The organism is Azospirillum lipoferum, from assembly GCF_024170005.1.
In the GTDB taxonomy this organism is placed as follows: Bacteria; Pseudomonadota; Alphaproteobacteria; order Azospirillales; family Azospirillaceae; genus Azospirillum; species Azospirillum lipoferum.
In genome coordinates this window covers 390,914-403,994 of record NZ_JALJXJ010000006.1, presented here as the reverse complement: position 1 = coordinate 403,994, position 13,081 = coordinate 390,914, and the positions used below count along the sequence as shown (strand labels likewise).

The following is a 13,081-nucleotide window of genomic DNA, read 5'->3' as shown; positions in this document are numbered from 1 at the left end:
GGGGACGGAAATTGCGCCGTCCCCACCGCACGCCTCACGGAGCGGCCATGACCGAGATCGCGCTGACCTTGACCGATGCACACGCCTCCACTGCCCGACGGGCCCGCCGCCAGCGCCTGCAGGATGCGGTCTTCCGCAACGCCACCCTCGCCTTCGCGCTGCTCGTCCTGCTGATCCTGGGCGGCGTTACCGTATCCCTGATCGACGGCGCGCTTCCGGCACTCCGCGCGTTCGGCTTCGGCTTTGTCGGCACCGAAGTCTGGAACCCGGTGTCCGAACAGTTCGGCGCGCTCGCCCCCATTTACGGCACGCTGGTAACCTCGGTCATCGCCATGGCTGTCGGTATTCCCGTCAGCTTCGGCATCGCCCTGTTCATCACCGAGATGTGCCCCGCCTGGCTGAAGCGCCCGCTCGGCGTCGCCATCGAGCTGCTCGCCGGCATCCCCAGCATCATCTACGGCATCTGGGGCCTGTTCGTCTTCGCCCCCTTCATGCAGTCGACGGTCCAGCCCTTCCTGATCGCCACGCTGGGGCAGATTCCGGGCATCGGCAACCTGTTCATGGGCCCGCCCTACGGCATCGGCATCCTGACCGCCGGACTGATCCTGGGCATCATGGTGCTGCCCTTCATCACCTCCATCACCCGCGACGTCTTCGAGACGGTGCCGCCGATGGTGCGCGAATCCGCCTACGGGCTGGGTGCCACCACCTGGGAGGTGGTGTGGAACGTGGTGCTGCCCTATACCCGCACCGGCGTGGTCGGCGGCGTCATGCTGGGGTTGGGCCGTGCCTTGGGCGAGACGATGGCTGTGACCTTCGTCATCGGCAACGCGCACCGCATCAGCTCCTCGATCATGGCGCCCGGCACGACGATCTCGGCCTCCATCGCCAACGAGTTCACCGAGGCGGTCGGCGATGTCTACACCTCGTCGCTGGTGGCGCTGGGCCTGATCCTGTTCCTGATCACCTTCACCGTGCTGTCGATCGCGAAGCTGATGCTGCTGCGCCTCCAGCGCAAGGCCGGAGCCTGAGCCCCATGACGATGTCCAATTCCGCGACGCTGGCGACCCCCATCGGGGGGCTCTATCATCGCCGGCGCATTGCCAACAAGGTGGCGCTGTCCCTGGCGCTGGGGGCCGCCGGCTTCGGCCTGTTCTGGCTGGTCGCCATCCTGTGGACGCTGCTCTACAACGGGCTGTCGGCCATCAACCTCAGCCTGTTCACCGAGAATACCCCGCCGCCGGGCGGGGAAGGCGGCCTGCTGAACGCGATCTTCGGCAGCGTCGTCATGACCGCGGTCGCCACCGCGGTCGGCACGCCGGTCGGCGTGATGGCCGGCACCTATCTGGCGGAGTTCGGCCGCAACACCAGGCTGGCCGAGGTGGTGCGCTTCATCAACGACGTGCTGCTGAGCGCGCCGTCGATCATGGTCGGCCTGTTCGTCTACGAGGTGCTGGTCGTCCGCATGGGCCATTTCTCGGCCTGGGCCGGCGCCATGGCGCTGGCGGTGCTGGTCATCCCGGTCGTCGTCCGCACGACCGAGGACATGCTGAAGCTGGTGCCCAACAGCCTGCGCGAGGCTGCCGCGGCGCTCGGCGCTCCGCAGTGGAAGGTGATCACCATGGTCGCCTACCGTGCCGCCCGCAACGGCATGATCACCGGCATGCTGCTGGCCGTCGCCCGCATCAGCGGCGAGACCGCGCCGCTGCTGTTCACCGCCCTGAACAACCAGTTCTGGAGCGCGGACATGAACGCGCCGATGGCCAACCTGCCGGTGGTCATCTTCCAGTACGCGATGTCGCCCTACGAGGACTGGCGCCAGCTGGCCTGGGGCGGCGCGCTGCTGATCACGGTCGCCATCCTGCTCCTCAACATCGGCGCCCGGCTGCTGGCCGGTCTCGGCACGACGAGAAAGTAACCATGACGATGACCCACATGGACGCCAACAGCCCCGCCCACGGCAACCACCCGATGCCCCCGGGCATGCTCGCCGGGACCGCCGCGGACCGCGCAATCGCCGGCGCCGGCCTGCCCGAGAAGATCAGCGTCCGCAACCTGGAATTCTTCTATGACGGCTACCGGGCGCTGAAGAACATCTCGCTGCCGCTGTACGACCGCCAGGTCACCGCCTTCATCGGCCCGTCGGGCTGCGGCAAGTCGACCCTGCTGCGCATCCTGAACCGGATGTACGACCTCTATCCCAAGCAGGTCGCCACCGGCGAGGTGCTGCTGGACGGCGTCAACATCCTGTCGCCCAAGCAGGACCTGAACCTGCTGCGCGCCCGCGTCGGCATGGTGTTCCAGAAGCCGACGCCCTTCCCGATGTCGATCTACGACAACATCGCCTTCGGCGTGCGGCTGTACGAGAAGCTGTCCAAGGCCGACATGGAAGAGCGGATCGAATTCTCGCTGCGCCGTGCCGCCCTGTGGGACGAGGTGAAGGACAAGCTGCGCCAGAACGGCATGAGCCTGTCCGGTGGCCAGCAGCAGCGCCTGTGCATCGCCCGCGCCATCGCGGTCAAGCCGTCGGTCCTGCTGCTGGACGAGCCGACCTCGGCGCTCGACCCCATCTCCACCGCCAAGTGCGAGGAGCTGATCGACGAGCTGCGGTCCGACTACTGCATCGCCATCGTGACCCACAACATGCAGCAGGCGGCCCGCATCTCCAACTTCACCGCCTTCATGTATCTGGGCGAGCTGATCGAGTTCGGGAACACCGAAGAGATCTTCACCAACCCGACCAAGGAAAAGACGTCCGAATACATCACCGGCCGCTTCGGCTGACGCCGTCCGCGCCCTGTCCGCGCCAGGACCGGCCAGACAGAGCGGCTCCCGTCACCGGCTGGTGGCGGGAGCCGTTCTGTTTCGCATGACCGTTTTCAGTGCCGATCCGGCCGGAAGGCGGCGGGATCCGTGAAGGGCGTCTCGCCGCTCATCAGTTCGGCCAGCAGCCTGCCGGTCGCCGGCCCCAGCGTGAAGCCCTGGTGGCCATGGCCGAAATTCATCCACAGGCCGCGATGTTCCGGCGCCTCGCCGATGACCGGCAGCATGCCGGGCAGGCAGGGCCGCGTTCCATGCCAGGGCTGCGGCTCGACCGGCATGCCCAGGTCGAGCAGCCCTTCGGCCCCCAGTTCCGCCCGTTCGAGCTGGACCGGGTCGGCAGGCGCGTCGGCATGGGTGAACTGCGCGCCCGTCGTGATGCGCAGGCCGCGCTTCATCGGGGCGATCACATAACCGAAGCCGGTGTCCAGCAGGGGAAGCGACAGGCCGCCGCCGGTGTAATGGCGATGATAGCCCCGCTTGCGGACCATCGGGAATCGCAGGCCGAACGGCCGCAGCAGTTCCGGAGACCAGGGCCCCAGCGCCACGACGGCGGTGTCGGCCTCCAACCGCCCGCCCGCGGTTTCAACCGCCCATCCCCCTTGCGATGTGGCCGTCAGGCTGCGGGCATCCCCCTCCAGCACCCGGCCGCCGGCCTCGACGAAGCGCCGCCCGTAAGCGGCGACCAGGGCGCCGGGGTCCGACACCGTCCAGGGGTCGAGCCAGTGGATGGCACCGACGCCCGTCTGTTTCAGGGCCGGCTCTGCCCGCGCCAGTTCGCCGGGTGTCAGGGCCTTGAAGCGGACACCCCAGCGTTTCCGGTTTTCCTCGGCGGCGGCCAGCGCCTTGTCGAACAGGGTCTGGCGCCGGAACAGCACGTGATACCCATCGCGCCGAACCAGACCATCCATTCCCCCGTCCGTCGGACAATCCCGCATCAGGTCCTCGTGCGTGGCCGTCGCCTGGACGATCAGCCGCGCATAGGCGTCGGAAATGCGGGCATGGCGGCTTTCGGCGGAATGCCACCAGTAGCGGGCCAGCGCTTCCGCATGATCGGGCATGGCCGCGGCAAGGTAATGGACATCGTTGGTCCGTCCCGCCGCGACGGCGGCCAGGCTGCCGATGTCGCGCGGCATCGGATAGGGGCTGACCGCCTCGCACTGGATGATGCCGGCGTTGCCATAGCTTGTCTCTTCGCCCGGACCGCGGCGGTCCACCACCGTCACCGTCCAGCCCCGTTTCTGGAGTTGGAGGGCGGTGGAAATTCCCACCATGCCAGCGCCGAGAACGAGTGCCTGTTTCATGATGTCAGGTCCGGGCCTTGGCGGTCACCGTGATCTCGATGCGGGCATCCACCAGCAACCCTGCCACCACGGTCGTGCGGACCGGGTGCGGTTCGGGGAACCGGCGGGCATAGGCTTCGTTGAAGGCGGCGAAATCGGCCTTGTCCGTCAGGTGGACGAGGCAGGACACCACATCCGCCAGGGACAGGCCTTCGCCTTCCAGCGTCGCGGCGATGCGGTCGAGCGCCAGATCGGTCTGCGCGCCGATACCCTCGGGGATGGTCCCGTCGGGGCCGAACGGCAATTCGCCGGACAGGAAGACGAGGCCGTCGGCCCGGCGTGATTTCGAGAAGGGAAGGGTGGGGATGGCCAAGGGGAACTCCGTAATTCCAGATTGATCGGGATTCCAGACGGATCAGGCGGAAAGTCAGGTAAGGTGCCGCGCGTCAGGCGACGCTGGCGGCGAGGCGCTGCTGGCCGGTCCGCAGCGTGGTGGCGACGGCCACCGACAGGGCGGTCATGACGATCAGGAAACCGAAGGCGGTGTCGAAAGAGCCGCTGGCCGATACCAGGAAGCCCATGACCATCGGCGCGATGAAGCCGGCGATCTGCCCGCCCAGATTGACCATGCCGATGCCGGTGCCGATCTGGCTCTCGTGCAGCACCTTCGTCGGCAGGGCGATGACCGTCGCCAGGACGAAGGACTTGAAGAAGTAGACGAGGGACTGGAAGACGATCAGTGCCGCGATGGTCTCCGACCGGTACATGGCGAAGAGAAAGATCCCGGTCAGCAGCGCGCTGCCGACCAGCAGGTATTTTTCCCGATCGGGGAAGAAGCGCGTCATCACCCAGCCGCCGATGGCGGTGGCGATGGTGGCGAGCAGGAAGGGGATCGGCACGAGAACGCCGACCGACTTGAGGTCGAGGCCGCGCTGCTGCAGCAGATAGAGCGGCATCCAGGAATCCAGCCCCTTGTTCACGCAGCTCAACCCGAACCAGACGACGACCAGCTGCCAGAGGAAGGGAGTCTTCAGCAGCATGCGCGTGGTCGCCCAGTCGATGCGCTTCGATGCCGTTTGGCGGTCGCCCTGGCCGGATGCCGGCTTCGGATCGTTGGGAACCAGCAGCAGATAGGCGGCGGCGAAGGCGATCCCGGCGAAGCCGATGACTTCGAAGGCATGGCGCCAGCCCAGGCCAAGGATCAGCGGCGCCATCACCAGCGGCGCGATCATGCTGCCGGCATAGTTGGACGAGGTCAGGAAAGCCGTCATCTTCGGCTTGTTGTCCTTGCTGAACATCTCCGCCACCGCCTTGATGGCCGCCGGCGGGAATCCGCCTTCGGCGATGCCGAACACCAGCCGGATGGCGATCAGCGACCCCAGGGACCAGGCGAAGCTGGTGGAGACCGTGAAGACGGACCACAGGGCGATCGAGATCACGATCACGTATTTGGAGCCGAAGCGGTCGGCAAGCCAGCCGCCCGGAATCTGCATCAGCGAATAGCCGAGGAAGAACACGCTGATCACCACGCCCAGTTCCGAGGCCTGGAGATTGAAGTCCTTCCCGATCTGCCCCAGTGCGATCGAGATCGCCGCCCGGTCGATGTAGGAAATGCAGAATGCCAGATAGAGGAGTGAGAACCCGATGATGCTGGTCTTATGGGTCTTGAGGGCGGACATGCGCGATCTCCGTCAGATGTAGAGGAAGCTCGGCTCCATCGGTTTTCGGTGGGGTTTGCCGGAGCGGCGGGCAAAGCGGGGGCAAGGACAGGGTGTTGCAGCGCGGCGGGTTGCCGGCAGCCGGGTCGTCGATCGACGTCGGAACGAAGGTTCGGCTGAAGAGCCGCTCAGTCCCAGGCGCGGAAGCCGGGGGTCTCGGACAGGGGCTTCGCCGCGGCCAGCTTCCCCAGATCCGGCACCGGCCGGCACAGGGCCGGATCGTCGGCGAAGGCCGCTTCCAGCGCGGCGGCCGCGGAAAGCACCAGCGCGTCGCCGCCGCGCGGGCCGACGATCTGCAGCCCGAAGGGCATTCCGGATTCATCCAGCCCGACCGGCAGGCTCAGTGCCGGATGGCCGGCCAGCGTCACGCCGTAGGCCAGGGCCAGCCAGTGGAAATAGGAGCGGGTCGGCTGGCCGTCGATCTCCCGTGGGTAGAGTTCGCTCCAGGGGCGCGGGCTGAGGGTGATGGTCGGGCTGATCAGCAGGTCGTGCGTCTCGAAGAAGGACTGGAAGGACCGGTAGATCCGCGTCTGGGTCGTCGCGGCGCGGGTGTAGTCCTCCAGGCTGTAACCCAGCCCTTCCTCGATGTTGGCGCGGACATTGGGGCCGAGCATGTCGGGGCGTTCGCGGAAGGTCCGGGCATGCATCGCCAGGAACACCGAGGCGCGCAGCACCGCGAAGGCATCGTCGGCGCCCGTGCAGTCCGGCGTCGCCTCCACGCAGGCGCCGGCAAGCGGCGCGATGTGGCTGACCCGGTCGCGGAAGCTGCGGCGGATGTCCTGCGCTGTCGGGGCGAAGCCGAAATCCTCGGTCACGGCGATGCGCATCCGGGACAGGTCGGCAGCGGGTGTCGGGAACCAGCGCTCGGCCCGGCTGCGGACCGCTTCATCCGGCAGGCTGTAGGCGAGCGGGTCGCGGCTGTCGTCGCTGGCCATGACGGACAGCATCAATGCCAGATCAGCTACGTTGCGGGCCATCGGGCCGTCGGTCGACAGGTTCGACCAGCCGATGGCGCGCCGTTCGCTGGCGACCAGGCCATAGGAAGGGCGCATTCCGACGATCCCGGCATATCCCGCGGGATTGCGCAGGCTGCCGCCGGTGTCCGATCCGGTGGCCAGCGGCGCCATTCCGCAGGCGAGCGCCACCGCCGATCCGCCCGACGATCCGGCTGCCGAGCGCGACGGGTCGAACGGGTTGCCGGTCGCGCCGTAGACCGGGTTCCGGGTGTTGCCACCCGCCGCCCATTCCGGCGTGTTGGTCTTGCCGAAGATGATCGCGCCGGCGGCACGCAGCCGGGCGACCGATCCCTGGTCGGCGGCCGGCACATGGTTTGCGAAGAGCGGACTCCCATAGGTGGTGCGGAGCCCGGCGGTGTCCTGCGTGTCCTTGACGAGAAGCGGGATTCCATGCAGTGGCCCGACACTGTCACCGCGCCGGATCGCCGCCTCGGCCTGTTCCGCAGCCTTCCGGGCATTATCGACGTCGAGGGCTACGACGGCGTTCACGGCCGGATTGACGAGATCAATCCGGGCAAGGCAGGCTTCCAGCAGTTCGACCGGCGACAGGCTTTTCCCGGCGATCCGGCGGCGCATCTCCAGCAGGGAGAGATCGGCAACGCTGGCCGCGGACAGATCGGGTTTGGGCAAATCGGGCATGGCGGTGACATCCGTCCGGCTTCAATTTGACGCATCGTCACAGGATTTAGCGTATCGGTCAAATAGTTTATATGGTCAGCAAATAGGCGCTTGTCTTGCTGCATTGCGCAAACATATGGCAGAAAAGGATCTCGGCGGCCGGGTAGCCGAAACGGTCCATGAAAATTGTTTAGCGCATGCAATAAAGCCTGCCTGGAAAATTGGCAGCACCGGCGGCAGGGAAACGGGAAGGGCGATGCAGGATCACGATGAGTTGGCCAACACCACGTCGCGGCTGGGCGTTTGCCTGAAGGCAGCCCGCCGGGCGCGCGGCTTGACATTGAAGCAGGTGGCGGAACGTACCGGAATGGCCCTGTCGACCTTGTCGAAGGTGGAAAACGGCCAGATGTCGCTGACCTACGACAAGCTGCTGCAGCTGACCGCCGGACTGAAGATCGAGATCGCCGAGCTGTTCGAACCGGCCGGCTCGCGGCCGGAGCGCCGGGAGGTCATCACCGCCCGTCGCAGCATCAGCCGGGCCGGACAGGGGCATCTGGTGGACACGACATTCTATTCCTACCGGTATCAATGCACCGATCTGGTGGGAAAGCAGATGGTGCCGATCCTGGCCGAGATCAGGGCGCGCACGCTGGAGGAGTTCGGAGCGCTCCTGCGGCACGCCGGAGAAGAGTATTTCTATGTCACGTCCGGCCGCGTCGCCGTCCATACCGAATTCTATGAGCCGGCGGTCCTGGAGGTGGGGGATGGCATCTATCTCGACAGCAGCATGGGCCACGCCTATCTGAACGCCGGCGAGGAACCGGCCCGCGCCATCTGCGTCTGCACCAGCGAAGAACCTGATCTTTACCAGAAACTGCGCTCCATTTCCGAGGCCGAGACGCGATCCGTGGACGCCTGACCTCGCGGCGAGCCATATTTCCATAATCAAAATTATGCGCTTCAGCTTTGTAAGCGCAATGTCAGAATGTCAGTTCCTCGCAACATCTTGCTGCCAGCAATGCGTCTTCGTTGATCTCTATTGCCGCACCGAAAGCTGGGCTGGCAGGAATATGACGCTTCTTCCGATTTGAGGAAGCGCGGCCAGACCGGCGGCATCGGAATCATCGAGCAGACGAACATCCTGCGATAATAAGAATGGTTCGCATTCTAAGCTCAGTGCGGCTATACCGGTGTGACCGGCGTCCCGGGCGATGTCCCCACGGGTGCCGGTTCCCTTGCATCCGGCAGTTCCCCCCTCCGTGACCGATACCTCCTGCCCTGCCCTGCCCGATGACCTCCGTTCCTGGCGTGCCCGATGACCGGCCCTGTCGGCACCTGGGCGCGCAGGATCGCGGAGCTGTTCGATGCCCATCGGCTGCGGCTGGAGCGTGCCATCGCCCGGCGAACCGGCGATCCGCAGACGGCGGGCGATCTGGCGCAGGACGCCTTCCTGCGACTGGCCCGCCTGCCCGACGGCGAGGCGGTGCAGAACCCGGCCGGTCTGCTCTATGTGGTGGCCGACCGGATCGCGCTGGACCATTGCCGGGCAGCCCGGCGCCAGCGCCAGCGCGAGGCCGGTCCGCCCGCGGAGGACCTGCCTGCCGGCGCCCCCGGCGCCGACGCGGTGGTGGAGCGGACCCAGACCATGGCCCGGCTGCGCGGTGCCATCGACGCCCTGCCGCCCAAGACCCGCGAGGTCTTCCTGCTCTACCATGTCGAAGGCCTGCCCTACCGCGCCATCGGCGAACGGCTGGGCATTTCCCCGCGTACGGTGGAGTACCATCTGCGCACGGCCATCGAACAATGCCGTGCGCACATGAAGCGGCGTCCGCTCCGGTGATCGGCAGAGCCCATTTCCCGACAGGTCATTTTCTTTGAGGGATCGGCCTCCGCTGGTCGTCTTACCAAACACGAGGCAACAGGAGCTTGCGGCAAGACGCGATGGATCATCGGGATGAACGGCACAGGGGCCCGGCAGACGGTGAGCCGGCGGATGGCGGACCTGAGGAGGACCGGCTGTTCTCGGAAGCCAACACGTGGTTCTTCCGCCTGCAGTCCGATGACCTCGGCCCGGCGGAGCGTGTCGCTTTCACCGAGTGGCTGAACCGGAGCCCGGCTCATGCCCGCGCCTGGAGCGACCTGCGGACCCTCCTGCACGACCTGAAGGAACCTGCCCGCGCCGCCTATGCCGGGTCCCGCATTGCGTCTCCCCGCCGCCGGGCAGCGGCCGGTGCCCGGCGCTTCGCTGCGGCGACGGCGATCCTGCTGGTGGTCGGCGCGCTTGGCGTCTGGCGCGGACCGACGCTCTACCAGAACGCCATTGCGGATCAGGTGACCTCGACCGGACAGCGCCGGACCTTGACGTTGCCGGATGGCTCGGCCGCCGAGATGAACGGCGACACCGCGCTGGCTCTCGATTTCCGGAATGGTGAGCGGCATGTCCGGATCCTGCGCGGAGAGGCGTGGTTCCACGTCACGCGCGATCCCGACCAGCCCTTCGTCGTCGATGGGGGAACTGGCGCCGCCCGTGTGCTGGGCACCCAGTTCAGCGTCCGGCGCGAGGACGACCGCACGGTCGTCACCGTCGGCGAAGGGCTGGTGGAGGTCTCCGCCCATCCCGGCACCGACAGCCACGCCCCCTGGCCCGACAGCGTCCGCCTGCGCCCCGGCGAAAGCGCGGAGGCCGGCCCGCTCGGCCTGACCGGGCCACGGGCAGCCGATCCCGCCGTCGCCTTCGCATGGCGCCAGGGGCAGATCGTCTTCCGCCAGCAGTCGCTGGCCTCCGTCATCACCGCGCTGAACCGGCAATGGCCGGGCCGCGTTGTCCTGTTGAACGACGAGGCGGCCGAGCGCGTGGTCTCCGGCGTCTTCGCGCTCGACCGGCCGGAGGCCGTGTTCGATGCGCTGGAGCGCGGCCTCGGCGTGCGCGCCACCCGCATCACTCCCTATCTGACCCTGCTCCGCTGAAAGAATGCCCAGGATCTAGAAAAATGCGACCGCCCTGAAAAAACTTCCCAGGGATCTCCGCCGTCCCATCGTCATCTCCGGGAAAGAAGAGAATGAGACGCAGTCGCAGAAAGCGGCGCGTCTCTCACCGGATGACTGAGGCGAGCGATGGCATTGGCAAAGATGGGAATGACAGGCGTAGCAGTCGGGCGCCGGGGCGGCGTCCATGGCGGTCTGTTCGGCCGCATGTTCCTCGGGCGGCTTCTGGCGACGACGGTGCTGATCGCGCCGGAGCTTCTGCTGTCCGGCGTCCCGGCAGCGATGGCGCAGACGAACCCGGCCGGCGCCGTGAGCTTCGCCATCGCACCGCAATCCGTCGACGGGGCGCTTGCCGCCTTCTCCGCCGCCACCCGCATCCAGGTGCTGACCCCCGGCGCGATGACCCAGGGCGTCGATTCTCCCGGCGTCAGCGGATCGATGACCGCGCGCGAGGGGCTGAACCGTCTGCTGTCCGGCACCGGGCTGGTCGCCCGCTTCCTCAACACCGAAACCGTCACGGTCGAACGGGTGGCCGCCGGCGGCGCCGTCCAGCTCGATCCGGTGCAGATCGAAGGCAACCGCGCCGCGACCGGCCCCGGCGTCCTGCCCCCGGCCTATGCCGGTGGTCAGGTGGCACGCGGCGGGCGCATCGGCGCGCTGGGCAACCAGGACGCGATGGACGTGCCCTTCACCGTCACCGGCTATACCGCCGAGACCATCCGCAACCAGCAGGCGGAGACCATCGCCGACGTCCTGGCCAACGACCCGGCGGTGCGCAGCAGTCTCGGCTACGGCAATTTCGCGGAGAGCTTCGTCATCCGCGGCTTCCAGCTGACGGGCGAGGATCTGTCGGTCGACGGGCTCTACGGCACCGCTCCGCGCCAGATCGTCGCCACCGACATGTTCGAACGGGTGGAGGTGCTGAAGGGTGCCAACGCCTTCCTGAACGGTGCCGCCCCCAGCGGGTCCGGCATCGGCGGCGGCGTGAATCTCGTGCCCAAGCGGGCGGAGGATGAACCGCTGACCCGGCTGACCGCCAGCTACGCCATGGACAGCCGGTTCGGCCTGTCCGCCGATGTCGGCCGCCGGTTCGGCGACGCCAACCAGTTCGGCGTCCGCGTCAACGCCGCGGTCCGCGGCGGCGACACCGCCGTCGACGACGAGGAGCGGACGCTGAAGCTCGGCTCCCTGGCGCTGGATTACCGCGGCGAGCGCGCCCGCGTGACGCTCGACGTCGGCACCCAGACCCAGCGGGTGGAACAGGGCCGCCCGGTGGTCTATTTCGGCAGCTTCGTCCCGGCGGTGCCGTCGGCCGCGCAGAACTATGCGCAGCCCTGGTCCTATTCGCAGATGCGCGACACCTTCGGCCAGATCCGCGCCGAATACGACATCCTGCCCAACCTGACCGCCTATGGCGCCTTCGGCATGCGCAGCATGCGCGAGGACGGCGACTATGCCTCCCCCACCATCACGCGGGTCGACGGCACCGGCACGGTCAGGCGCCTGACCGTGCCGCGCGAGGATTTCACCAGCACCGGTCAGGCCGGCATCCGGGCCGACCTGCACACCGGCCCGGTCAGGCACCAGCTGAATGCCGGCGCCTCGGCGCTGCGGACGACCAACAACAACGGTTTCGAATTCGGTACGACCACCGCCATCAACCTCTATCACATGGTCGGCCTGCCGCGCTCGGCGACGACCTCGTCCAGCGGCATGTCCGGCGATCTGCCGAAGGTCAGCGAGTCGGTGCTGCGCAGCGTCTATGCGTCGGACACGCTGTCGATCCTGGACGACCGGGTGATGGTCACCGCCGGCCTGCGCCAGCAGAACATCCAGGTCCGCGGCTACAACCGGGCCAACGGCGCCCGCACCTCCGATTACGACCAGTCGGCACTGACGCCGGTGGTCGGGCTGGTGGTCAAGCCGGTCAAGGAGCTGTCGCTCTACGCCAACCGGATCGAGGGGCTGGCGCAGGGGCCGACCGCCCCGTCCACCGCGGTCAATGCCGGAGAAATCTTCGAGCCCTACCGTTCGGTCCAGTACGAGGTCGGCGGCAAGCTGGATTTCGGCAGCTTCGGCGGCTCGCTGTCGCTGTTCCAGACCACCCAGCCCAGCGGCGTCACCGACGCGTTCAGCCGCGTCTACAGCGTGTCCGGCGAACAGCGCAACCGCGGCATCGAGCTGATGCTGTATGGCGAACCGGTGCAGGGCGTCCGCCTGCTGGGCGGCGCCACCTTCATCGATCCGGAGCTGACCAACACCGGCAGCGCCGCGACCGAGGGCAAGGACGCGGTCGGCGTGCCGCGCCACCAGTTCAACGCCAACGTCGAATGGGACCTGCCCTTCCTCCCCGCCTCCTTCCCGACCGTGACGCTGACCGGGCGCGTGATCCACACCGGAGCGCAGTATCTCAACACCGCCAACACGCTGAAGATCCCGAGCTGGACCCGCTTCGACGTCGGGGCACGGATGATCGCCGACATCCAGAACCGTCCGGTCACCGTCCGGGCGGCGGTGGAGAACGTCGCCGACAAGGCTTACTGGGCGTCCGCCTATGGCGGTTACCTGACCCAGGGCGCCCCGCTGACGGCGAAGCTGTCGGTGTCGGTGGATTTCTAAAGGCGGAGCCATGACGGCGGCA

At 67.4% G+C, this 13,081-nt stretch carries 11 protein-coding genes; 7 read left to right on the top strand and 4 right to left on the bottom strand.

The window, feature by feature from the left end; translation table 11 throughout:
• The first annotated feature begins 47 nt into the window (after window positions 1–47).
• Genes pstC through pstB form a run of 3 tightly spaced genes read left to right on the top strand, consistent with a single transcriptional unit; the run spans window position 48 to window position 2,784 of the window.
• The gene (pstC, locus tag J2848_RS16205; protein WP_149231750.1) at window positions 48–1,031 is read left to right on the top strand and encodes a phosphate ABC transporter permease subunit PstC; all 984 of its coding nucleotides are present in this window, start codon (window positions 48–50) and stop codon (window positions 1,029–1,031) included.
• Window positions 1,032–1,036: 5 nt separating this feature from the next.
• A complete protein-coding gene (pstA, locus tag J2848_RS16200) occupies window positions 1,037–1,918 on the top strand; it encodes a phosphate ABC transporter permease PstA (protein ID WP_149231751.1) in 882 nt (293 codons plus the stop codon).
• Window positions 1,919–1,920: 2 nt separating this feature from the next.
• Window positions 1,921–2,784, top strand: a complete 864-nt coding sequence (gene pstB / locus J2848_RS16195; protein ID WP_412506677.1) for a phosphate ABC transporter ATP-binding protein PstB — start codon at window positions 1,921–1,923, stop codon at window positions 2,782–2,784.
• Window positions 2,785–2,879: 95 nt separating this feature from the next.
• Here pstB and J2848_RS16190 read toward each other — a convergent pair whose 3' ends face one another.
• The 4 genes from J2848_RS16190 to J2848_RS16175 all read right to left on the bottom strand — a co-directional run bounded on the left by J2848_RS16190 (window position 2,880) and on the right by J2848_RS16175 (window position 7,476).
• Window positions 2,880–4,124: an NAD(P)/FAD-dependent oxidoreductase gene (locus J2848_RS16190; protein ID WP_149231752.1), complete on the bottom strand. Its 1,245-nt coding sequence runs from the start codon at window positions 4,122–4,124 to the stop codon at window positions 2,880–2,882.
• A gap of 4 nt (window positions 4,125–4,128) precedes the next feature.
• On the bottom strand, window positions 4,129–4,476 hold the full coding sequence (locus J2848_RS16185; protein WP_149231753.1) for a RidA family protein: 348 nt from the start codon (window positions 4,474–4,476) through the stop codon (window positions 4,129–4,131).
• 73 nt (window positions 4,477–4,549) lie between these two features.
• A complete protein-coding gene (locus J2848_RS16180) occupies window positions 4,550–5,782 on the bottom strand; it encodes an MFS transporter (RefSeq protein WP_149231754.1) in 1,233 nt (410 codons plus the stop codon).
• Window positions 5,783–5,949: 167 nt separating this feature from the next.
• Entirely contained in the window at window positions 5,950–7,476 is a 1,527-nt protein-coding gene (locus J2848_RS16175; RefSeq protein ID WP_149231755.1) for an amidase, read from the bottom strand.
• 235 nt (window positions 7,477–7,711) lie between these two features.
• Here J2848_RS16175 and J2848_RS16170 point away from each other — a divergent pair, with 235 nt between their 5' ends.
• From J2848_RS16170 to J2848_RS16155, 4 genes are all read left to right on the top strand, one after another.
• A complete protein-coding gene (locus J2848_RS16170) occupies window positions 7,712–8,374 on the top strand; it encodes a helix-turn-helix domain-containing protein (RefSeq protein WP_149231756.1) in 663 nt (220 codons plus the stop codon).
• A 396-nt stretch (window positions 8,375–8,770) separates the two neighbouring features.
• Complete coding sequence (locus J2848_RS16165; RefSeq protein WP_149231757.1) at window positions 8,771–9,295, top strand: RNA polymerase sigma factor; 525 nt, start codon at window positions 8,771–8,773, stop codon at window positions 9,293–9,295.
• 101 nt (window positions 9,296–9,396) lie between these two features.
• Window positions 9,397–10,422, top strand: a complete 1,026-nt coding sequence (locus J2848_RS16160) for a FecR family protein (protein ID WP_149231758.1) — start codon at window positions 9,397–9,399, stop codon at window positions 10,420–10,422.
• 168 nt (window positions 10,423–10,590) lie between these two features.
• The gene (locus J2848_RS16155) at window positions 10,591–13,059 is read left to right on the top strand and encodes a TonB-dependent receptor (RefSeq protein WP_246193895.1); all 2,469 of its coding nucleotides are present in this window, start codon (window positions 10,591–10,593) and stop codon (window positions 13,057–13,059) included.
• The last annotated feature ends 22 nt before the right edge of the window (window positions 13,060–13,081 follow it).